The following is a 20,812-nucleotide window of genomic DNA, read 5'->3' on the forward strand; positions in this document are numbered from 1 at the left end:
GATCCTGCGTGCCCCTGTCGTTATCGCAAGGATGGCGGCATTCCGATCCGCTGTGCGCAGGGGTCAATGTGGTCTGCTGGGAGCGGTGTGTTCGGTGCCGAGTGGTTCCTGGCTGGCCAACCAGGATGCGAGGAGTTTGAGGGCGTCGGCGGTGGGTGTGCCGGCGGCTGCGGTGTAGATGTTGAGTTGTAGACCGGGTTCGGAGGGCAGTTCGAGTGCTTCGAAGTCGAGGTCGAGTTGTCCGACGGCGGGGTGGCGCAGGCGTTTTCGCCCGCTGCGGTGGAAGCGGACGTCTTGTGACGCCCAGCGCTGGCGGAAGAGTTCGCTTTGGGTGGACAGTTCCCCGACCAGTGCGATGAGTGCTTTGTCGTGGGGGTTGCGGCCTGCTTCGAGCCGGAGCATGGCGGCGGCGTCCCTGGCGATGGTGTCGTAGTCGACGAAGAATTCTTCGGCGGCCTGGGGGTGGAGGTAGACGAATCGCGTGGTGTTGGCGGGGCGGCGGGGGTCGGCGAGCACGGGGGAGTAGAGGGCGCGGGCGAGGTCGTTCATGGCGATGATGTCGTGGCGGCCGTTGCGGATCCAGGCAGGCGCGTCGGTGATGGCGTCGAGTACTTGCTGAATTGCCGGGCGGACGGTCACCGCCGGGGTGCGGGGGCGGCGGGTGGCGCTTGCTTGCGATTGGCGGGCGAGGGCGAAGAGGTGGTCGCGTTCGGCGTCGTCGAGTTGCAGGGCGACGACCAGGGCGTCGAGGACGCTGTCGGAGGCGCCGGCGAGGTTCCCGCGTTCCATGCGGACGTAGTAGTCGACCGAGACACCGGCGAGCATGGCGACCTCTTCGCGGCGCAGGCCTTTGACACGGCGGTTGCCGCCGTACACGGGTAGTCCGCTCTGCTCCGGGGTGATGCGTGCGCGCCGCGTGCTGAGGAACTCGCGGATTTCGGTGCGCAGGTCGATCGAACTCATGAGTCCACGGTAGGCAGTGGCCGCCGGATGTGGGAGGTACTGGCAGTACCCGGAACGTCCGTGACTCCCCGGGCGGCCGGAATGGAGGTCAACTGGATGGCATGAAAGCGACGTACATGTTCGGCGCGGGCGATGTCCGCGTCATCGATGTTCCTGATCACACCATCCAGTCGTCGACCGACGCTCTGGTCCGGATCGTGCGGGCCTGCGTGTGTGGCAGCGACCTGCATCCCTATCACTCCATGGCCGTCGGTCCCGAGGGCAGGTCGATGGGCCACGAGTTCATCGGTGTCGTCGAAGCGATCGGTTCGGATGTGAGGACGTTGCGGGTCGGTGACTTCGTCATCGCGCCGTTCGCGGTGTCGTGTGGCACGTGCGTGTTCTGCGCCGCGGGTCTGCAGACCTCGTGTGTGCGCGGCGGGTTCTGGAATGACGCCTCGTTGGGCACGGCGGGTGGTCAGGCCGAGGCGGTCCGGGTGCCGCTGGCCGACGGCACGCTTGTGAAGGTGCCGGTGGGCGAGGACGCCGACGATGCGCTGCTCGACTCCTTGCTGACGTTGTCGGACGTGTACGGCACCGGCTGGCATGCCGCGGTCCGCGGCGGCGTCGGCGAGGGCAGTGTCGTGACGGTGATCGGTGACGGGGCGGTGGGATTGTTAGCGGTGCTGTCGGCTCGCCGGCTCGGTGCCGAGCAGATCGTGTTGATGGGGCGGCACCGGGTGCGGACCGACCTCGGTCGCGAGTTCGGTGCGACCGATGTGGTTGCCGAGCGTGGCGAGGCGGGGATCGCGAAGGTTCGTGAGCTGACCGGCGGACTGGGCAGCGCGGTCGTCCTCGAGGCGGTCGGTCACCGGCCCGCTTACGATCAGGCCGTGGGCGTCGTCCGCGCGGGCGGAGTGATCAGCCGTGTGGGGGTGCCCCAGTACGAGGACGCGCCCGTCGGGTTCGGGAGCCTGTTCGGGCCGAACATCACCCTGACCGGTGGTCCGGCGCCGGTGCGCGCCTACATCGAGCAGCTGCTTCCGGCAGTCCTGGACGGCACTGTCCAGCCGGGGAAGGTGTTCGACCGGACCGTCGGTCTCGGTCAGGCGCCGGAGGGCTACGCCGCGATGGATTCCCGCGACGCGCTCAAGGTCGCGGTCCGGCCGTGACCACAGCTGTTTCCGGTCGCACCGCGGCCACCCCGGCCGCGATTCTGGGAATCATCCTGGCGAGCTATTTCATGGTGTTGCTGGACAACTCGGTGATTTTCACCGGGTTACCGAGCATCCGATCCGGGCTCGAACTGTCACCGGCGGCGCTGTCGTGGGTTCAGGACGCTTATACTCTGGTGTTCGGTGGCCTGCTCCTGATGGCCGCCCGCGCGGGGGACATCGTGGGGCGGCGCCGACTGTTCAGGATCGGTCTCGCGATTTTCGGTACCGCGTCCTTGCTCATCGGGCTCGCGCCGGCGGGATGGTGGATGATCGCCGCCCGCGCGGTGCAGGGAATAGGTGCTGCGATCGTCGCGCCGACCTCGTTGGCGTTGATCACGACCTATTTCGACGGCGAGGCCCGCAACAAGGCCGTTGCCTGGTACGCAGCAACGGCCGGTATCGGCGCCAGCCTCGGCCTTCTGGTCGGAGGCGCGCTCACCGAGTGGATCTCCTGGCGAGCGGCGTTCCTGGTCAACGTCCCGATCGCGGTCGCCTTGATCGTCTGGTCCAGCACCGTGCTCACCGAAACCCCACGTCGAACCGGACGGTTCGACGTAATCGGTGCTCTCGGTGCGACACTCGGCATGGGTGCCGTGATCTTCGGGATCATCGAATCCGCCGAGGCCGGTTGGGGATCGGCACGGGTACAGATCGCTCTGGCACTCGGGGCCGTCCTGCTGATCGGGTTGGTCGTTCACGAGGGCCGGGTGCAGCAGCCGATCCTGCCGCTACGGTTGTTCCGCAGTCGCGAACGCAGCGGCGCCTATACCGCTCGACTGCTGTACCTCGGGGCGATGATCGGGTTCTTCTACTTCACCACCCAACTGCTCCAGGACGGGTTCGGCTTCTCCCCACTGCAAGCAGGACTCGGCTTCCTGCCGATGACCCTCGTCAACTTCGTCGTCGCGCTCATGGTTCCCCGGCTGAGCGCCCGGCTCTCGAACGGGGCACTCCTCGCTACCGGGACGGCGCTGACGCTGGCCGGCATGGCATGGCTGAGTCGCATCGACCCACTCGATACGTATCTCGTAGACGTTGCACTGCCGATGATCCTGGTGGGCGCCGGGCAAGGTCTGGCGTTCGGGCCGCTGACGAACGCAGGAATCGCCGGTGTCGATTCGGCGGACGCCGGCGCGGCATCCGGACTGGTCAACACAGCGCACCAACTCGGAATGGCACTCGGGTTGGGCGTCCTCGTCGCACTCTCGGCAAACACAGGCAGCAACCTCGACGGACCGGCGGCGGTGACCGACCACGTCGGCACCGCGCTCACCGGCGGCACCGTACTGCTCGTCGTCGCGCTGGTCGTCGTCCTCACGGTGATCGTGCCCGCCGCACGGCACCGCAGTTCGGGTTCGGCTCCGCTCCGACCCGCCCCATGAAATCCGCTGGTCGAACCAGGTACTGCCGGTACCTGGTTCGACAGGCACTCCCAGCGCGCGCTGACCGAACCTAAGGTTGAAACATGACCATCCCTCAATTGACCTTGAACAACGAAATCACGATGCCGGCACTGGGTTTCGGTGTGTACCAGACGCCGCCCGATGACACCGTTGCAGCGGTCGAGGCGGCATTGGAGACCGGATACCGGCACATCGACACCGCCGCTGCTTATCAGAACGAACGCGAGGTCGGCGAAGCCATACGCCGTTCGGGCATCGATCGCTCGGACATCTTCATCGAGACCAAGATCTGGATCACCGACTACGGCTACGACGCGACGCTGCACGCCTTCGACAAGAGCGCCCGCAAACTCGGCATCGATCAGATCGACCTCCTGATTCTGCACCAGGCACTGCCCGGCGAGTTCACCCTCACCGTCGAGGCCTACAAAGCGCTCGAGACGCTGCTCGGGGACGGCCGCGTCCGCGCCATCGGTGTCAGCAACTTCATGTCCCACCACCTCACGCGACTGCGGGACGAAACCTCGGTGGTGCCGGCGGTCAACCAAATCGAGGTACACCCGTACTTCCGTCAATCCGACGTGCTCACCGCCAACGCCGAACACGGGATCCTGTCCCAGGCATGGTCCCCGATCGGTGGGATCACCTTCTACCGCGGCGGCTCCCACGGCTCCACACTCGACGATCCCACCATCGGGAACATCGCAGCGGCGCACGGCAAGACACCGGCGCAGACGATGCTGAGATGGCACCTGCAGCAGGGCCGCCAGGTGATCCCGAAATCGGTCACCCCTTCGCGTATCACCGAAAACTTCGACGTCTTCGACTTCGAGCTCACCGCCGATCAACTCGCCGCGATCGACGCTCTCGACACGGGTGTGCGCGGCGGCCCGGAACCGGAGGACATCACCCGCGAGACATTCGGCCTCGAAATCCCCGAACCCTGAGGAGTACAGCAATGCAGATTGATCCCCACACTCCGACGACGAAGAACCCGCCCGAGCAATTCACGGGTGACGTCTGGCTCGACCGCATCGCCTTTCCCCGCGAACCCGGTCAGCGACTGGTAGTGGCGAAAGTGCGTTTTGCACCCGGCGCCCGCACCGCGTGGCACTCGCACGCCCACGGCCAGACCCTGCACATCACCCAAGGAACTGCCTGGGTACGGTCCCGCGGCGGCCAGAAGGTCGAAGCACACGCCGGTCAAACCCTCTACTGCCCACCGAACGAACAACATTGGCACGGAGCAAGCGCCGACTCGTTCATGGAACACCTTGCTATGCTCGACAACGCCGACGATCCGGCCACCACCACGACGTGGCTCGAACACGTCACCGACGAGGAATACCTGACGGGGTAGTGACCCCTCGCCACCCGCCGAACCTTACCGAGGCCACAAATTATCCATGACCTGTGCGACGTCCTGGGCGCTCATCGGCGCCGCGTCGAGGTCGTCCGCGCCGGGCCGCAATCCCGCGATCATGACTGCCATGATCCGACGCCAGCCTGTGTCGGTAACGCCGCGAGTTGTCGCGATGACGCCGCGGAGGGACCAGAAGATGAGATCCAGGTCGGCGTCGGTGGCGTCCTCACGGATGCGGCCGTGCTGCTTGGCTTGCGCCAACAGCTCGAAAAGGATCCGCCGATATTCGTTCCTCAGAACTGTTGTCTGATCGTCGTTCCACATGCGAGACAAGCATCCGCGGTTCGACGCCAGGATGGCTCCGCTGCCGTAGAGCACCTGCTCCAGACCCTCGCCCTCCGGCGCGGACGCGGCATCACGGGCCAGGGCGAGGAAGTCTTCGAGCACCTGGCGAACGAGCTCACTGATCAGCGCATCCTTGGTGGGGAACCGGCGGTACAGGGTGCCGATGCCGACGCCGGCGACCCGGGCGATCTCGTCGACACCCACATCCAGGCCGCGCGCACTGAACACGGTCGCCGCCGCATCGAGTAACCGTTGCCGATTCTCCGCGGCGTCGCGACGCAGAACCTTTTCGCTCCCCTGAACGCTCACATTGGACGTCATTCGGATTCGCCGCCCACCAGCGTGCCTCCCGCAACCATCGCGAGTTCCGGGTGTCGCAGCTCGGGCGACCCTTCGAGATTCGTGGTCTTGTTCCGCTTCACTGCCGGGATGAACAGGGCCGCAACGGCGCCGAGGCCAACTGCCACGCCCAGCATGATGAATCCGTTGGTGTAGCCGGATTCCTGCGGAACCCCCGCGGAGGACGCCCCGGCGGTGACGACGCTGGCCATGCATGCAGCGCCCAGCGAGCCCCCGATCGTGCGGATGTTGGCGTTCATACCGCTCGCGACACCGGTTTGTTCCGGTGGCACCGCGGCGACGACAACATTCGACATCGCCGAGAAGGCCAGGCCGAAACCGATCCCGACCAAGGACGTGGCGAGGTAGATGTCCATCTCGGTCTCATGCAGAAGAGCCACCACGAAGTAACCGATCGCACTGACGATCGACCCTGCGATCAGCAGGTTTTTCGAACCCAGTCGAGCCGCCAGGCGGCCGGAGGCGAGTCCGAGCAGGAACATTCCCACGCTCACGGGCAGCAGCATCAGACCCGACTCGGTGACCGACGAACCAAAGCCATATCCGGCCGACGCGGGCGTCTGCAGAAACTGCGGCAGGAAGCCGAACGCGGCGTACATGCCGACCCCCATCAGCAGCGCCAACAGGTTGGCGGCCCAGACGCTGCGGATTCGCATCATCGTCATGTCGATCAGCGGGTTGGTGGATCGCGATTCAACCACCACCCACGTCACCAAGATGACTGCGGCAGCCACCAGCAGCCCGACAACGGTCGGAGAACCCCAACCCCACGCAGGCGCCTGACTCACACCGAGCAACAACGCGACCAGCCACCCGGACAGCAACAGTGCGGTGAGCCAGTTGATCTTCCCGGCGGTGCGAACGGGAGACTCGGGGACCAGGATCTGCGCGGCCAACCCGGCCAGCACGACCATGATCAGCGGAATCCAGAAGAGCCAGTGGTAACTCAGCACGGTCACGATCGGACCGGCAAGAACGATGCCGAGACCTGCGCCGACAGCGGTGAGCGCGGCGATGACGCCAACCGCTCCCACCACCTTCTCCTGCGGGAACTCGTCGCGGATGATGCCGAACGCCAACGGCAGCACGCCGCCACCGATTCCCTGGATCACCCGCGCGGCGATCATCACCGGCAGCGACGTAGCCAAGGCCGCGAGCAGAGACCCCGCCGCCAGTGCGACGAGTGCAACGACGAACAGACGCTTCTTCCCGTGCATGTCACCGAGGCGTCCCATGACCGGAGTGAAGATCGACGCCGACAACAGGTAGGCGGTCAACACCCACGTGACGTCGGCCTGTGTCGTACCCAGCGCCGACTCGAGGGTGGGCAACACCGGCATCAACAGTGACTGCAGAAGGGCAAAGGCACCGACACCAAGAGTGAGAACGGCAAATGTCAGCTGATAGTGCGTCCGCAGCGAAGCGGTTTTCATGAATACTCCCAACAAAGCGGAGCGTTCACTCCGCATGCGGAGAATCTATCATTCGAAGCGGAGGGTCAGCGCGACATCGCGTCCGTTGTTGCCGCGATGCCTATTCGCGGACCCGCGTCACGACTTCGTTCAGCGGTGCCCGCGCAGTGCGGTAGTTGTTGGCCGGGTGGTCGGTGTCGGCGAAGCCGAACGAGATGCCGACCAGGATCTTCCGGTCCGCGGGGATGTCGAAGTGCTCGCGGATGAGGGGGGAATGGCTGGCGAGCGCGGCCTGCGGGATAGCTCCGAGCCCGAGGCTCCGGGCCGCGAGTAGGAACGTGCCCACGTACAGGCCGGTGTCGACGGCTCCGTACACCCCGTGCACCGCGTCGGTGGTGATGATCGCGACATGCGGCGCGCCGAAGAAGCGAAAGTTTTCGAACGCCTGGCGGGACGACGCTTCACGGTCGCCGCGCTCCACGCCGACGGCTTGGTACAGCTGCCATCCGCTGGCGCGGCGCCGGTCACGGTAGACGCCGCGGTACTCGGCTGGGGCATCGAAATCGAACCTGGGCGGGTTGTGTCGCGCCCCGTTCGTCATTGCCTCGCGGAAGCGTTCCGTGCCCTCCCCGCTGGTCACGATGACCTGCCACGGCTGTGTATTGCACCACGAGGCCGATCGTTGCGCGACGGTGAGTAGTCGATCGATCGTTGCTTCGGGAACCGGACGGTCCTGGTAGGCGCGGCAACTCCATCGGGTGGCCAGAAGGTGCTCCAGGACAGCGGCCTCGTCCGTTTGGGGGGTGGTGACATCGGCTGGCGCGGTCATGCTCGACACCATAGCACATAATATATAAAAGATGTCGACTGTGAGACGGGTCGGAATCTGCTTTTGGTCATCGATGAGGGGGACGGGGAACACCGTTCACATGGGTCGGTGGGATGTCGGATCTGGTGCACGCTCCGTTCCTGGTGCGTCTCACATCTTCAGTAATGCTTGGGCGTTGGTGCGGGCGATCTTGATGTGGTCGTTGTCGTTGATTTCGAGTCGGTCGAACCAGTCGGCGGCTTCGCGCATGTCCTCGAACGGGTAGTCGGCGGAGAACAGGAGCCGGTCGGCGCCGACTTCCTGGATGGTGTTCAGAAGGGCCGGGGTGCGGAAGTTTCCGCTGGTGGTGAGGTAGAAGTTGTTGCGGAGGTAGTGGCCGAACGAGTGCTGGATGTCGATGCCCCGCGGTGCGACCGCAACGCGGTGGTCGGTGCGCCAGACGTTGAAGGGCAGCAGTTCGCCGAGGTGGCCGAGGATGATGTTCAGGTTGGGGTGCCGGTCGAACAAGCCGCTGCCCATCAGGCCGAGGGCGTGGGTTCCGGTTTCGACGGAGAACGCCCACGCGGACCCGTAGAGCCAGGGGTGGCCGTGGTACTGCGGCGTGGTGGACTCGAGCGGGTCACGCGGGTGCAGATAGACGGGAACATCGAGTTCCTCGACAGTGGACCAGAATTCGGTGTATCGGGGGTCGTCGAGGTAGACGACGGTGTTCTCGTCACCGACCTGGGAGAATCCGTTGACGAGGGCGCCGACGAGCCCGAGTTCGGTGACGGCGCGGCGTATTTCGGCGGTGGCCGCGGCGGGGTCCTGCATGGGTAGTGCGGCGAACGAGGCGAACCGGTCCGGGCGGTGGGCCACCTGTTTGGCGGCGTAGTCGTTGAGTCGCTGAGCCCAGTCGACGGCCTGGGCGGAATCGTGCAGGGACTGGATTCCCGGCGAGAGGAGGGAGAGAACGGCCTTGTCGATGCCACACTCGTCCATCAGCTGCAGGCGGGAGTCGTGGATATCCAGCAGCATGTCCCGGTGTGCGGGCCAGGCGTCTGAGGTGAAGTGCGTGGCGGACTGCTCGACGATGTTGGGGTCGGTGGCCCCGAAGTGTTCTTCGAGGGCGATCTTGTGGACCATGTGAACTCCTGGTGATGCGTGGGTAGGGCGACCGAGAATTGCGCGATCTCGTGTTCAGGCGTGGACGGGTTCGGGCAGCCGCGCGCCTTGGCGCTGCAGTTCCTGGCGGACCGTGGTGGTGGTGACTTCGCCGGTCAGGGCTTGCTGGGCGGCGGCGATTCCGGAGGCCTGTCCGGTGGCGAAGGCTGTGCCCATCACGCGCAGGGAGGCTCCGGCTTGCCGGTCGCCGTCGAGGGTGCGGCCGGCGGCGTAGAGGTTGGACCGGTTGACGCTCTGCAGGCAGCCCAAGGGGATGGGGTAGTAGCCAGGATCTCCGATGAACTTCCAGGTCGACGGGATTCCTGCGCCGGGGTGGTATTCCATGGGCCAGGCGCCGATGGCGACCGCGTCCTCGGGGGTGGCCGGGTGCAGGATGTCGTCCTCGCGCAGTCGGTGCCGGGCGATGATGTGACGCGACTCGCGGGTGCCGAGTTCCGGCCCGGTGGCGACGATGTAGGCGTGTTCGGCGCCCGGAATGGTGCGGACGGCGTCGAGGTAGGCGTGTGCTTGCAGGCGGGCGTGGCGTTCGGCGCGGCTGGTGTCGGCGGCCGAGCGGGCGTCGTACCCTTCGTCGATCATGTAGGCGATGACGTCACCGGAGATCGGCATCTGCGCAACCAGACCGGATTCGGCGAGCAGATTTTCGGCGCCGGCGGCCTTCGCCGCTCGGACCGCAGCGCCGAGGGTGGCGACGGTGACCTCGGACCCGGGTTCGATGCCGCCGAAGCGGACACCGAGACTGCCGTTCTGGACCCACCCGTCGGTGCCGTATCGGACGTCTGCGGTGGCGTGGTGGGCGAGGTCTGCGTCGCCGGTGGCGTCGACGAAGGCGTCTGCGGTGAACCGGCGGACGCCTTCGTGGTCGGCGACCTCGACGGAGGTGATCCGATCACCGGCGGTGTGCGCCCCGATCAGGAGGCTGTGCAGTCGGACCTGGACACCGGCGTCGTGGCAGAGCTGGTCGAGGACGACCTTGGCGTTCTCCGGGTCGAAGACGACGGTGACGGCGTTGTATTTGCGTGGCTCGCTGACGGCGCCGCGGACCTGCAGTTCGGAAACGACCTCGTCGGCGATACCGAAGACGACCTGCTCGAGGTCGTCGCGGGTGTAGAGGCCGCAGTAGGTGACGACGTTACGCAACGTGGCGGCACCGCCGAGGCAGGGCCCACGCTCGATCAGGAGGGTGCGCGCACCGGCCCGGGCGGCCGCGACGGCGGCGGCTACGCCTCCGGATCCGCCTCCGGCGACGATCACGTCGTAGTGGTTGTTCGCCGGTTCAGTGGTCGAGGTCATGGGGTAGGTCAGTCCTTTCCATTGGTGGCCAGCAGGGGCTGACCGGTGGGCTCTGAGTTGGTCGCGGCCGTGGGCGGAAGGTGCTCGTGGATGTCGGCTGTGCGCAGCCCGAGCATGGGGACGATGCCCAGCAGTGGGCCGGCGGCCAGGACCAGGAACACGACCTGGAAAGAGCCGGTCGCGCCGTACACCAGGCCGACCACGGTGGGCACGAGGGTGCTGCCGAGTTGCCAGAACGCGTTGACACCCCCGGCGGCGGAGCCGGCCAGCTGCCCGCCGGACAGTGTGGGGATCATCGCGAGCATCACCGGGCTGTAGACGTAGGCGGCGATACCGAGCACGGGTGCGATCCAGAGGAATTGGGTCACCGTGGTCGCGAAGCTGAAGGCGATCAGGCAGACGGCGAAGGTGGCCAGGATGGCGATGGTCAGGTTCTTGCGGCTCAATCCGAGTGCATCGCCGATGAAGCCGATGACCGGTTTGGACGCCACGGCGACGGCGCCGAAGATGACCACGACGGTGCCGGCTTCGACGGGGTCGATCCCGACGCCCTTGACCATCAGCAGGTTCGACCAGGTCACGAAACCGTAGGTGCCCCACAGGGCGCAGAAACCCGCCAGGCCCAGCAGGAGCAGGCTGCGGTTGTGCAGCAGCGGCCGCAGGTCCGGGCGGCCCGACCCCTTCTCCCGAACAACCAGCGGGCCCGGTCGCAGCAGGATCAGGCACACCACCCCGAGAACCATGGAGATGACGCCGAACAGGTGATATGAGGTGCGCCAGCTGTGCGAGGCGATCAGCGTGGGAACCACGGCATTGGCAACCACGAGACCCAGCGAGGTCGCGGTCATGAACACACCCATCGCGAAGCCGCGGCGCTCGGGAACGAACCAGCTGGTGATCAACTTGACCCCGGCGCCGAGCTCGGCGCCTGCACAGAGTCCGATGCAGGCCTGGAACAGCAACCCCATGGTGCGGGTCTCGGCCTCCCCGAACGCGAGCATGAACCCGCCGGACAGCAGAATGCTCAACCCCACCGTCACCCGGCTACCGACCCAGTCCGCGACGAAGCCGCCGACGACGTTGGAGAGGACGTACCCGATGTAATACGTCGTGGCGAAGAGCCCGAGACCGGCGATCGCGACGCCGAGATCGTCGCCGACCGACCCCGCGGCCGGACCCCAGGTCGCGCGATCGACCGAAGTCATGGTGAAGGCGGCCCAACAGAGCACGAGTACAACCCAGCGGTACCTGGTGCCGGACGCGGCGGTGGATATCGCGGCCATGAAGATGTCCTTTCGAGCGAAGCGTGACGGAAAACCCACATCACGCTCGTCGGCGGTTGTGGTGCCCACCACAATGAAAGCCCACTCGGTCGCCGCGATCCAATGCCGTTTCTCTGGTCCCGGTATGATCAAAAGTTATGGCACCTGCTCGGTGTCGTCCGAGTCGGGGAGAACCGGGTGGAGCTACGGCAACTGCGCTACTTCGTCGAGGCGTGCGACCGCGGTTCGCTGTCCGCGGCCGCGAAGTCGTTGCTGGTGTCCCAGCCCGCGCTGACGCGTCAGATCCAGCTCCTCGAACGCGAGTGCGGGGTTCCGCTGTTCGATCGCGTACCCTCAGGAGTTCTCCCCACCGCCTCAGGAAAAGCCCTTTACCAGCACGTAGTGACGATGCTCCGGTACGCGGACACCGCCCGCGATGCCGCGCGGGACGCCGGCCCGGTCCGCGAGACCGTGGAGGTCGGACTCGTCCCCGGATTGCCCTCACCCTGGTTGGACCGGTGGATCGACGCCGTCCGGGACACGCTGCCCCAGGCCTACCTGTCGCTGTCCGACGGGAGCAGTAACACCCATCTGCAGCGTCTGCGCGAAGGACGCCTGGATATCGCATTCCTGCATGAGCCGCCCCCGGCGGATCTGTTCCATCACCGGGTCCTCGAGGAATCGTTCGGGGTGGCGATCGACCCGAGCATCGACGTCCCCGGCGACCTTGACGACACCTGGCCGCTCGCGGCGCTGGACGGACTCGACGTCTTGGTTCATTCCCGCGAACAGGTCCCCATCGGGCACGATCAACTCGTCGCGGCCGCCCATCACGCTGGCGCGACCCCGCGGTGGCATTTTGCGAACTACACCGAGAATGCCCACGCGTGCCTGAGGGCGACCGGATCGACCGCGGCGATCCTGGTCGGCACCAGCGCTGCGCGACTGCTCCCGGACTGGACGTGGCGACGCCTGGTCGATCCACCGCTGACGATGCAAACCTGGATCGTCCGTCAACCCGTCGTGCGCACCGTGGTCGCAGCGGTCGCCGCCGCGATCATTAGTGCGGTGGATGCGTCCTGACCTGTTCCTCATACGGTGGCCGCCACCCACCCGCGGACGGCTTCTGAGATCGTCGCTATCGACTCAGCTGAGGCGAACCCGCAGTATTTGGTGGCTTGCGCACCGAATCCGCACGGGTTCATCGGGGTGTTCGTCATTGTGAGCGTCGAGGGTGAGGACGCGCTGATCGAGTCCGTCGACGAGGCGGCGCCGGGCCGCTTCCCATTCCACTGCAAACTGTCGCGGCTCGTGCCCGCTGAGTCGTTGCCGCGTTCTCTGCTCGCGGTGCTGGACGGCTCGGCGGCGAATCGTGCACGGTGGGGTTGGAGCGCAGCGGATTTCGGGCGCGGGCCAGGTCTGCGACCAGGCGCCCGCGATCAGCCCACCGACACGGTCGTTTGTCAGCGGCTGGTGCGGCAGCGTGTGGTCGGGGTCGGCGTTGGTGTGTGTCCGCGGGCCGCACTGCCGATGGGCGGATCTGCTGTCGGTTGGGATGAGGAGATGGGGGAGCTGACCCGGCTGGCACGGGAAGCTGACGAGATCGCCGAGCAGTACCGCCGCGACCACCGAGGAGCACGCCGGGTGTTGTGCCGGCCTGGGATCCAGCTGAGGTGGAGCTGGAAGGTCTTGACCGGTGGTGTGGGCCGTCTATGGCCCGTTGAAGAGCGTGCTCAGGCGCCGTCCCTCGGATGCGTCGGGCTTCCTCAGGCGCAGTCCCGGCAGATCAGTTGCGTACTGTCGGCGAGGCGGCTGCGGTGATGGACCAGGAAGCAACTGGTGCAGGTGAATTCGTCCGACTGTTTCGGGATGACGCGGACGGTGAATTCTTCACCGGACAGGTCGGCGCCGGGCAGCTCGAACGACTCTGCGGTGTCGGTGTCCTCGACGTCGACGACGGGGGACTGGGTGTCTTTCCGGCTGGCGGTCAGTTGTTCGAGGGAGGTGTCCGTCTCGTCGGATTCGGTGACTCTCGGCGCGTCGTAGTCGGTGGCCATGGTTGTTGTACCTCATGCTCTGGGTGTTCGGACCCGCCAGATTAGAGGGTCCGGCGCCGCGACACACACCCGGGGTTATGGGGTGCCATGGCCGCTCGCCGTCACCGGTGCGACAAGGCGATCGGCACGAGCGGTCATTCGGCTCAGCGTCGACAGGAAAGTTCACATCCAACGCCCAGGGAAATTGGTCCGGCTACCGCATCAGCCCCCCGGAGGGCCGCCGCCTCAGTTCGCGTTCGCCCACGGTTCGATGCTGCCCTCGGGTACCTCTGTGCTGACAACCTGCGGCACTAGTCCCGAAACTGTGTGGAAGTGTCGTTCCATGCGCGGAGGACGTCGTTGCAGAGGGTGGTCTTGAGGTTGCAGAGGTGCCCCAGGTCTGATGTTCGCGGGGTCATCGCGGCCTGGAGTAGATGGAGGAACCTGTTCCGTTGTACGCCGAATTTGATGAACAGGTCCTCGGCGTCGGCGCCGCCATAGGGCGCCCATTCGATGGCGAAGGCAACGAGCGCCCGGTCCGTGGGGCTGATGGAGTGCACGCTGGTGAGGAGATCGCAGGCACGCAGGGATTGTCGTAGCCAGTCGAGCACGGGTGAGCCGGTGGGAACACCAGTGCGGGCGGCGCGTCGTCTCCGGGCCGGGCGGTTGCCGATTCGGCTGCGCTCGGGGTGAGCCCGACAGGGGGCGCTGGTGTCTGCAGCGGATGGGTTAAGCGTTGCCGGTGATGTCCTCGGCGGTGGGGCGGGTCTTTCGAGCATGGATTCCTCTAGCGGGTGAAGAACTGATCGGGCACTTCCATAGTTGGTGTTCACGGACGGATCCGGACCGGCCATCCGGCGGGGTGGGGTGCCTGTTTAGGTGCCCGCGCGCAGGTCGGTCGGTATGGGTGGCCGGCTCGGTAGGTGCCTGCTCGGGTCCTCTCGCACCGTCGCAGACCTGTAGGGGTCGGGGTTGTCGATGGTCGCGTCGCGGGTGGCTTGTGGATGTGACGGCTGTTGCCCGACGTCGTCATGCAGCACCGCTCGGCCGGCGGGCGAATGGCGGCTCGTCGACGGGCGGCCGGTCACCGGCTCCGGGCCGCCCCGGCCGAAACCGCAGGGGGGCGTTTCTTGATGCCGTTGATCGAGAGCACTCGGCCGGTTCCCCGGACAGCGAATGCCGGGATGCTGTGACCGGGCGCGGATCGACTCGAGGGAGCGCTGCGGGACCGGGCGCCGGTTCCCGCCCTGCCGACGGGGTGTGGGCTCAGGGTGAATTCGGGGGTGGAATCGATGCGCGTCGGCGCGTACCGGCGCCGCTCGGTTGGTTTTGCGCGAGAGGCACGCGATGACGGATTCGAGCGCGGATACCGCGCGGGTTTCGTTGCGGGTGCTGCTGTGGCTGGCTATCGGCATCCTGGTGACGTTGTTCGCGGTGTCTGCGGTCTTCTCGGTGTACGGGCGATTGGCGGTGCGGGCATCCGTCGACGACTTGTCCGAGCAGCTGCTGCCCGCGCAGCGGGCGGTGGCCGAGCTGACCACGTCGTATGTGAACCAGGAAACGGGACAACGCGGGTACGCCCTGACCGGTGATCCGCAATTCCTCGAACCCTATGACGAGGGCCGGCGTGACGCTGCCGCACTGCATACCCGACTGGACACGCTGCTCGCCGAGGATGCGCCCGCGCGGGCCGCGCTGCAGACGACCGTCGAGGCGGCCGAGGCGTGGCGGGCGCGGGCAGCGGAGCGGGAGATCTCCGCACGCCGCGACAACGCGAGTGAACCGGATCGGATCCTGTCGGAGACCGCGGCGGGCAAGGAGTTGTTCGACGGCCTGCGCGCACGGCTCGCGGCGTTGAGTGCCCGCACCGACGTCCTGGTCGCCGAGCAGGTCGAACGAGTCCATTCGGCGCAGGCGCTGGCGAACATCGCGACCCTTGTCGGGTGTGTTCTCGCCGTGGTCATGGTCGTGACCGCGGTGTATCTGACGCGGCGGCTGCTGACACGGCCGATCGATCATCTTCTCGCCGATATCAGCGCGGTGGCCGGCGGCGACTACGGGCGGGAAATCGACACCGACGGGCCTCGGGAGGTGGCGATCATCGCGGGCGCCGTCGACACGATGCGGATCAGCCTTTTGGCGCAGAACGAACAACTCATGGCAGCGGAGCGGGCCAGCGCACGTGATGACGAACAGAGCCGGATGGCGGCAGATCTGCACGATGTGACCCTCCAACGTGTGTTCGGTCTGGGCCTGACGCTGACCTCCCTAGGATTCCGGCATCCACGTTTGTCGGCCGAACTGGACCCGCTGATCGACGAGACCGACAGCATCGTGCGTGGATTACGTGCCGTCATATTCGATCTCACCCAGTCCGCGGCGGCCGGGCGGTCCGGGGATGTGGGCAGCCTGAGTGCCTCGGTGAGTGAGATCGTCGAAATCAGTGCCTCAGCCCTCGGTTTCACCCCCGACGTCTGTGTCGAGGGGCCGATCGACCGGTATTCCGACCGCGAAGCCGGGGCGGAACTGCAGGCCGCCCTGCGCGAGGCCCTGAGCAACGTCGCCCGCCACGCACAGGCGAGCGCATGCACGGTCCGGGTCACCGCGGACGAGGACGGCCTCGTCTTGAAGGTCAGCGACAACGGCACCGGAATCGTTGCGGGAGTTGCGCAAGGATACGGACTGACGAACATCCGGGACCGTGTCGAGCGACTCGGCGGTCACGCGGTCGTTCGCGACCTGGAGCCGGGGACGGAGGTCGAGTGGGCGATACCCGCACCGAAGGCGTCTCCACACATCACTGATCGACCGCCGACTTAGCCACTGCGACCGCTCCTGCCGCTGGTCACATCAGAGCCGAGACGAAGGCTGAGCTTCCCCCGCTTTCCCGGAGACTTCCGAACCAGGTTAGATCTTGGAGACCGAGGAAGGGCGTCATGGGAACGAGGAAGTATCCGCCGGAGCTGCGGGAGCGTGCGGTGCGGTTGTATCGGGAGTCGGATCCGAAGCCGGTGCTCCGCCGGCTGGCCGAGCAGTTGAACGTGCACCCGGAGGCGCTGCGGAACTGGATCCGCCAGGCCGAGGCCGATCACGGGGAGCGCGACGACCGGCCGTCGACGGCGATGATCGAGGAGAACCGGCGCCTGGCCCGGGAGGTCGCGGAGCTGCGGCGGGTGAACGAGGTGCTGCGGGCGGCGAGCGCGTATTTCGCGTCCGAGATCGACCCGACCCGGAGAAGGTCATGAGTTTCATTGATGCGCATGACTTCTCGGTCGGTCTCGTATTGCGGGTCCTGGATATCGCCTCGTCGACCTACTACGACTGGCGGGCACGAGCAACCCTGCCCGCTCGGCGGCGGCGGGAGGACGCCGAGCTGCTGGTGTTGATCGACGAGATCCGCGCCTCACACGAGTTCGCCGGCACCTACGGGTCCCCGCGGGTGTGGCTGGAGCTGCGCCGCCGCGGGGTGCGGGTCGGCCGCAAACGCGTCGAGCGGATCATGCGCGAGAACGGACGCCGAGGCGCCTACCTGCGCAAAGGCTGGAAGGGTGGCTCGACCAAGCAGAATCCGCGGCACACCGCCGCCCCGGACCTGCTCGACCGGGACTTCACCGCGACCGCGCCCAACACCAAGTGGGTGGCCGACCTGACGCGGATCCTCACCGGTGAGGGGGTGTTGTGGTTGGCGAGTGTGCGCGACGCGTTCTCGAACAAGGTGGTCGGCTGGCGATCCGGCCCGCGGGCGGACACCGACCTGGTGCTCTCGGCGCTCGACTATGCCCTGTTCTCCCGCGATGTCCGGGGCGGGGGGTTGATTTTCCACAGCGACAAGGGCTGTCAATTTACGGCGGTTCGGTTCACCCAGCGGCTCGTCGACGCGGGCATCGCCCCGTCCACCGGAAGTGTCGGGGACAGCTTCGACAATGCGCTCGCCGAAAACCTGTGGTCGACACTCAAGATCGAGCTTATCTACTGGCCCGCAAGAACATTCGCCACCAGAGCCGAGGCGGAGACGGCGTTGTTCCGCTACATCGATGGTTGGTACAACCCGCGCAGGATTCAGGCCGGCCTGCGCGGACTGTCACCCGACGAATACGAACGCGCCTACTACGACCGACCAGACGGACAGGAGGCAGATATCATCGAACCCGAGCTCGTCGGAGCCAGATAGAAGGGTCTCCGGAGAACCGGGGGAATCTCAGGCGGGGTGACGGTGGGATGGGCCGGTCGCAGCCCTCGCGGTGGATCAAGGGGCAAGAGCGGCCGGGCCCGGTCGCGGCACCGCTGTTGATCGATCTCGAGCATGTCCTCGCGCGTGCCCGTCTGCTGTGGGGAGATGCGGCCGCCGCATCTGGCTCGAGAGCGCGAACGCGTACCTCGATGGGGCGCGTCGCTCGATGTGTTGCAGCTGTAGAACCCGGCTCCGCTGTTCGAGTTCCCGCTGCTGCCCGGGGCGAACGGCCGCCCGTGCCGATCGCGGACCGCTCCTACAGCGGCACCTTCACGGTTCGCACCTCGCCCAGGGTGCATCGCCTGGCGTCGAGGCCGAGGAGCAGGGCGTCTCGGCGCGCGCTCGGGGTGTTCGAATTGCCCGATGATCTGCGGGTGCTCGACCTGGACGATCCTGCCCAGTTGGTGCGGTTGAGGTTGCGTCCGACTCAGGTGGTGACCCGGAATCTGACGGTGACCCAGGGGGGGGTGGGGGCATCGGATCTCGTGGGAGACCGAACGCCACGCAACGGGACGGGCGCGCGGTCTCGCGGTGGTCGTGTCACCGCCCGCAGTGGTCGGTGCTGGCCTGCTGGTTGCGACCTGAACTTGTGCCAGGCGGAGTGCTTCTGAGTGTATTCCTCGACGGCCGCGCATGAGTTCGCTGGCCTTACGGTGCTGGCGCTGCGAGAGTTCGTCGAGTTTGCCGCTCAGCGGCAGTGGAAGCCAGACTTGGCGTTTGGGGGGAGGCGCCGCTGATGCCCGCGTCCTGAGCCCGGGAGGGCGGCCGGCGCCGGCCCTCTCGGGCAGGGCCGGCCTGCGTGCCTTTGCCAGCTTTTCTGGGTCTTGCGCAACGGCAGACAGAAGGTTGTGCGCCGGCGCCGGTTCGCGTTGGCGATCGAACTGGGTCGTCCACTCGAGTCGGAGGAGGTGGCGTTGCGTGAGGTGTGTGACCACCCGATCTGCGTGCGAGCTTCGGAAGCGGTCGCCCGCACTTCGGTACGCGTTGCGGGAATCGGTCCACGACGGCTGGCGGGAGATGGTGCGGGGAACCTTGTTGCACAACAACATCCTGACACCGTTCTGGCAGACATTCAGCCGATCCGGGATCGGGTAAGCGACAGGTACGAAGGGGAGAGGGTGGGTGAGAACGAATCATCTACGGGGGCATGTGACTTGGGTGAAGACGGCAGTCTGTGTGTCAGCCGCATTACTTGCCGATATGCCTCGCACAATCCGCCGATTGCTCGTTGACTCACATTCACGATTAGTGTGTCCGGTGATGGATACGTCGGAGAAGGCCGCCCGTGCGTCGGCGGCCGTGACTGCGGAAGGCTAGCGGAGTTGGCCATGAACATTATCAGCGGTGCCGCGCGCGCCGCCAGAAATGCAGTCGGGGTTCTTCGGGACGCGGGAGAGGGCGCCTGGTCCTTTACGAGCGGCAAGCTGCGGCAACGGACGCAAACTTCGGAGGAAGCCAAAGCCGGACTCGAGGTGGAACCCCAGATCGCCACCGAACCCGAGTCGGCGCCGACCCCGTCGGAGGTACCGCCCGCGAAGAAGTCTGCTGCCAAGGCACCTGCGAAGAAGGCTGCGGCCGCCAAACCGGCCCGGTCCGAGACGCCGCCCGCCAAGGCAATCGCCAAACCGGCGCCGTCCGAGGTGCCGCCCGCGAAGAAGGCTGCTGCTAAGGCGCCCGTGAAGGAGGCTGCGGCCGCCAAGGTGCCGGCGAAGAAAGCTGCTGCTAAGGCACCCGTGAAGAAGGCTGCTGCCGTCAAACGGGCGCCGTCCGAGGTGTCGCCCGCGAAGAAGGCTGGTGCCAAGGCGCCGGCGAAGAAAGCTGCTGCTAAGGCACCTGCGAAAAAGGCTGCGGCCGCCAAACCCGCCCGGTCCGGGACGACGCCCGCCAAGCGAGGCACCGAGGCAATCGCCAAACGGGCGCCGTCCGAGACGTTGCCCGTGAATGAGGTTGCGGCCGCCAATGCACCCGTGAAGAAGGCTGCTGCTAAGGCACCCGTGAAGAAGGCTGCTGCCGTCAAACGGGCGCCGTCCGAGGTGCCGCCCGCGAAGAAGGCTGGTGCCAAGGCGCCGGCGAAGAAAGCTGCTGCTAAGGCACCTGCGAAAAAGGCTGCGGCCGCCAAACCCGCCCGGTCCGGGACGACGCCCGCCAAGCGAGGCACCAAGGCAATCGCCAAACGGGCGCCGTCCGAGACGTTGCCCGTGAATGAGGTTGCGGCCGCCAATGCACCCGTGAAGAAGGCTGCTGCCGCCAAACGGGCGCCGTCCGAGGTGCCGCCCGCGAAGAAAGCTGGTGCCAAGGCGCCGGCGAAGAAAGCTGGTACCAAGGCGCCGGCGAAGAAGGCTGCTGCTAGGGCGCCGGCGAAGAAGGCTTCGGCCGCCAAACCGGCCCGGTCCGGGACGCCCGCCAAGAGAGGCGGCGAGGCAGCTGGGGTTCCCCCCGAATAGTGACCATCGATCCAACGAGGCCTTCCGGTCCAGGCATCTCGGTCCATTGTTCGGGAAATGTTCCGTCCCAATCGAATCCAGGTGAACTCGATGCTGGAAATCCGGGAAAGCGGTTGACAGAATCGTCTGAGGTCGACCAGGATTCCGTGATCTACCATCCATCGGGTCGTCATCTGGATCGGGTGAACTGAGCCTTGAGAGGTTCTTCCACCCGTGCCCCGGGCGGTACCGGTCTGCGCGAAAGGGCTCCGGCGAGGTGGATGGTTATTGACTCAGGCTGCCTGAGTCTGAATCGTGTCGGTGAGGACCAAACCCGTGACAATCCCGAACTCTGCCCCGGCGAGTAGCAGCCACCACATCGGGTCTGTCTCGGAGAGCGCCGCGTCCGACGTCCTGGAATTCGGATTCAACAGCTAGCCGCGCATGGCGAGGCCGCGGTCTAAGCGTCCGCACTCGACCACGTGATCGCACCCGTTCTCGGTGAGCTCGGGCGGTGGCAGATTTTCGATCC

The 20,812-nt window shown here is 66.4% G+C and carries 18 protein-coding genes and 1 pseudogene; 10 read left to right on the forward strand and 9 right to left on the reverse strand.

Translation table 11 applies throughout. The annotated features are described in order from the left end of the window. Nucleotides 1-63: 63 nt before the first annotated feature. A complete protein-coding gene (locus CJ177_RS30935) occupies nt 64-963 on the reverse strand; it encodes a helix-turn-helix transcriptional regulator (protein ID WP_005242489.1) in 900 nt (299 codons plus the stop codon). A gap of 101 nt (nt 964-1,064) precedes the next feature. Between CJ177_RS30935 and CJ177_RS30940 the strand changes: the two genes are divergently transcribed. From CJ177_RS30940 to CJ177_RS30955, 4 genes are all read left to right on the forward strand, one after another. Then, nucleotides 1,065-2,114 (forward strand): alcohol dehydrogenase catalytic domain-containing protein, encoded by a 1,050-nt coding sequence (locus CJ177_RS30940; protein ID WP_095869347.1) that lies wholly within the window; start codon nt 1,065-1,067, stop codon nt 2,112-2,114. Continuing rightward, nucleotides 2,111-3,541 carry an MFS transporter gene (locus tag CJ177_RS30945; protein WP_095869348.1) on the forward strand — a complete coding sequence of 477 codons (1,431 nt, stop codon included), beginning with the start codon at nt 2,111-2,113 and terminating at the stop codon, nt 3,539-3,541. Before CJ177_RS30940 ends, CJ177_RS30945 begins: the two co-directional genes overlap by 4 nt. An 83-nt stretch (nt 3,542-3,624) precedes the next feature. Then, nucleotides 3,625-4,509 (forward strand): aldo/keto reductase, encoded by an 885-nt coding sequence (locus tag CJ177_RS30950; protein ID WP_095869349.1) that lies wholly within the window; start codon nt 3,625-3,627, stop codon nt 4,507-4,509. Nucleotides 4,510-4,520: 11 nt separating this feature from the next. Next, on the forward strand, nt 4,521-4,922 hold the full coding sequence (locus CJ177_RS30955; protein ID WP_061045178.1) for a cupin domain-containing protein: 402 nt from the start codon (nt 4,521-4,523) through the stop codon (nt 4,920-4,922). A gap of 24 nt (nt 4,923-4,946) precedes the next feature. Here CJ177_RS30955 and CJ177_RS30960 read toward each other — a convergent pair whose 3' ends face one another. The 6 genes from CJ177_RS30960 to CJ177_RS30985 all read right to left on the reverse strand — a co-directional run bounded on the left by CJ177_RS30960 (nt 4,947) and on the right by CJ177_RS30985 (nt 11,611). Continuing rightward, entirely contained in the window at nt 4,947-5,591 is a 645-nt protein-coding gene (locus tag CJ177_RS30960) for a TetR/AcrR family transcriptional regulator (RefSeq protein ID WP_095869350.1), read from the reverse strand. After that, nucleotides 5,588-7,063 (reverse strand): MFS transporter, encoded by a 1,476-nt coding sequence (locus CJ177_RS30965; protein ID WP_025432739.1) that lies wholly within the window; start codon nt 7,061-7,063, stop codon nt 5,588-5,590. The genes CJ177_RS30960 and CJ177_RS30965 overlap by 4 nt, the downstream gene beginning before the upstream one ends. Before the next feature lie 100 nt (nt 7,064-7,163). Further along, entirely contained in the window at nt 7,164-7,871 is a 708-nt protein-coding gene (locus CJ177_RS30970) for a nitroreductase (protein ID WP_005242479.1), read from the reverse strand. A gap of 150 nt (nt 7,872-8,021) precedes the next feature. Then, nucleotides 8,022-8,996 carry an amidohydrolase family protein gene (locus CJ177_RS30975; protein ID WP_095869351.1) on the reverse strand — a complete coding sequence of 325 codons (975 nt, stop codon included), beginning with the start codon at nt 8,994-8,996 and terminating at the stop codon, nt 8,022-8,024. A gap of 54 nt (nt 8,997-9,050) precedes the next feature. Next, entirely contained in the window at nt 9,051-10,328 is a 1,278-nt protein-coding gene (locus tag CJ177_RS30980; protein ID WP_095869352.1) for an FAD-dependent oxidoreductase, read from the reverse strand. An 8-nt stretch (nt 10,329-10,336) separates the two neighbouring features. Next, a complete protein-coding gene (locus CJ177_RS30985; protein ID WP_095869526.1) occupies nt 10,337-11,611 on the reverse strand; it encodes an MFS transporter in 1,275 nt (424 codons plus the stop codon). Nucleotides 11,612-11,788: 177 nt separating this feature from the next. Here CJ177_RS30985 and CJ177_RS30990 point away from each other — a divergent pair, with 177 nt between their 5' ends. Further along, nucleotides 11,789-12,673, forward strand: a complete 885-nt coding sequence (locus CJ177_RS30990; RefSeq protein ID WP_025432737.1) for a LysR family transcriptional regulator — start codon at nt 11,789-11,791, stop codon at nt 12,671-12,673. Nucleotides 12,674-13,356: 683 nt separating this feature from the next. Here the strand turns inward: CJ177_RS30990 and CJ177_RS31000 are convergent. Together CJ177_RS31000 and CJ177_RS31005 are read right to left on the reverse strand one after the other, a co-directional pair. Further along, on the reverse strand, nt 13,357-13,647 hold the full coding sequence (locus tag CJ177_RS31000; protein WP_005242470.1) for a DUF4193 domain-containing protein: 291 nt from the start codon (nt 13,645-13,647) through the stop codon (nt 13,357-13,359). 290 nt (nt 13,648-13,937) lie between these two features. Beyond that, nucleotides 13,938-14,237 carry a hypothetical protein gene (locus CJ177_RS31005; protein ID WP_095869354.1) on the reverse strand — a complete coding sequence of 100 codons (300 nt, stop codon included), beginning with the start codon at nt 14,235-14,237 and terminating at the stop codon, nt 13,938-13,940. 736 nt (nt 14,238-14,973) lie between these two features. Between CJ177_RS31005 and CJ177_RS31010 the strand changes: the two genes are divergently transcribed. The 5 genes and pseudogenes from CJ177_RS31010 (at nt 14,974) to CJ177_RS49470 (ending at nt 20,301) form a co-directional block, all read left to right on the forward strand. Beyond that, nucleotides 14,974-16,446 carry a CHASE3 domain-containing protein gene (locus CJ177_RS31010; protein WP_095869355.1) on the forward strand — a complete coding sequence of 491 codons (1,473 nt, stop codon included), beginning with the start codon at nt 14,974-14,976 and terminating at the stop codon, nt 16,444-16,446. Nucleotides 16,447-16,562: 116 nt separating this feature from the next. Next, the gene (locus CJ177_RS31015) at nt 16,563-16,871 is read left to right on the forward strand and encodes a transposase (RefSeq protein ID WP_095869356.1); all 309 of its coding nucleotides are present in this window, start codon (nt 16,563-16,565) and stop codon (nt 16,869-16,871) included. Next, nucleotides 16,868-17,797: an IS3 family transposase gene (locus tag CJ177_RS31020; RefSeq protein ID WP_095869357.1), complete on the forward strand. Its 930-nt coding sequence runs from the start codon at nt 16,868-16,870 to the stop codon at nt 17,795-17,797. Before CJ177_RS31015 ends, CJ177_RS31020 begins: the two co-directional genes overlap by 4 nt. Nucleotides 17,798-18,069: 272 nt before the next feature. Next, nucleotides 18,070-18,191 (forward strand): annotated as a pseudogene (locus CJ177_RS31030) (toxin-antitoxin system HicB family antitoxin); the annotation flags it as partial. 994 nt (nt 18,192-19,185) lie between these two features. Continuing rightward, a complete protein-coding gene (locus CJ177_RS49470; protein ID WP_373560060.1) occupies nt 19,186-20,301 on the forward strand; it encodes a nucleoid-structuring protein H-NS in 1,116 nt (371 codons plus the stop codon). Nucleotides 20,302-20,812: the final 511 nt, after the last annotated feature.

It is taken from the genome of Rhodococcus sp. ACPA1, from assembly GCF_002300195.1.
In the GTDB taxonomy this organism is placed as follows: domain Bacteria; phylum Actinomycetota; class Actinomycetes; order Mycobacteriales; family Mycobacteriaceae; genus Rhodococcus_F; species Rhodococcus_F opacus.

What these genes read in the sequence shown, in the direction of transcription:
- CJ177_RS49470 (WP_373560060.1), top strand. Translation starts at nt 19,186, where the DNA reads ATGAACATTATCAGCGGTGCCGCGCGCGCCGCCAGAAATGCAGTCGGG.
- CJ177_RS31010 (WP_095869355.1), top strand. Translation starts at nt 14,974, where the DNA reads ATGACGGATTCGAGCGCGGATACCGCGCGGGTTTCGTTGCGGGTGCTG.
- CJ177_RS30935 (WP_005242489.1), bottom strand. Translation starts at nt 963, where the DNA reads ATGAGTTCGATCGACCTGCGCACCGAAATCCGCGAGTTCCTCAGCACG.
- CJ177_RS30940 (WP_095869347.1), top strand. Translation starts at nt 1,065, where the DNA reads ATGAAAGCGACGTACATGTTCGGCGCGGGCGATGTCCGCGTCATCGAT.
- CJ177_RS30980 (WP_095869352.1), bottom strand. Translation starts at nt 10,328, where the DNA reads ATGACCTCGACCACTGAACCGGCGAACAACCACTACGACGTGATCGTC.
- CJ177_RS30955 (WP_061045178.1), top strand. Translation starts at nt 4,521, where the DNA reads ATGCAGATTGATCCCCACACTCCGACGACGAAGAACCCGCCCGAGCAA.
- CJ177_RS30965 (WP_025432739.1), bottom strand. Translation starts at nt 7,063, where the DNA reads ATGAAAACCGCTTCGCTGCGGACGCACTATCAGCTGACATTTGCCGTT.
- CJ177_RS30950 (WP_095869349.1), top strand. Translation starts at nt 3,625, where the DNA reads ATGACCATCCCTCAATTGACCTTGAACAACGAAATCACGATGCCGGCA.
- CJ177_RS30970 (WP_005242479.1), bottom strand. Translation starts at nt 7,871, where the DNA reads ATGACCGCGCCAGCCGATGTCACCACCCCCCAAACGGACGAGGCCGCT.
- CJ177_RS30960 (WP_095869350.1), bottom strand. Translation starts at nt 5,591, where the DNA reads ATGACGTCCAATGTGAGCGTTCAGGGGAGCGAAAAGGTTCTGCGTCGC.
- CJ177_RS31015 (WP_095869356.1), top strand. Translation starts at nt 16,563, where the DNA reads ATGGGAACGAGGAAGTATCCGCCGGAGCTGCGGGAGCGTGCGGTGCGG.
- CJ177_RS30985 (WP_095869526.1), bottom strand. Translation starts at nt 11,611, where the DNA reads ATGGCCGCGATATCCACCGCCGCGTCCGGCACCAGGTACCGCTGGGTT.
- CJ177_RS31020 (WP_095869357.1), top strand. Translation starts at nt 16,868, where the DNA reads ATGAGTTTCATTGATGCGCATGACTTCTCGGTCGGTCTCGTATTGCGG.
- CJ177_RS30975 (WP_095869351.1), bottom strand. Translation starts at nt 8,996, where the DNA reads ATGGTCCACAAGATCGCCCTCGAAGAACACTTCGGGGCCACCGACCCC.
- CJ177_RS31000 (WP_005242470.1), bottom strand. Translation starts at nt 13,647, where the DNA reads ATGGCCACCGACTACGACGCGCCGAGAGTCACCGAATCCGACGAGACG.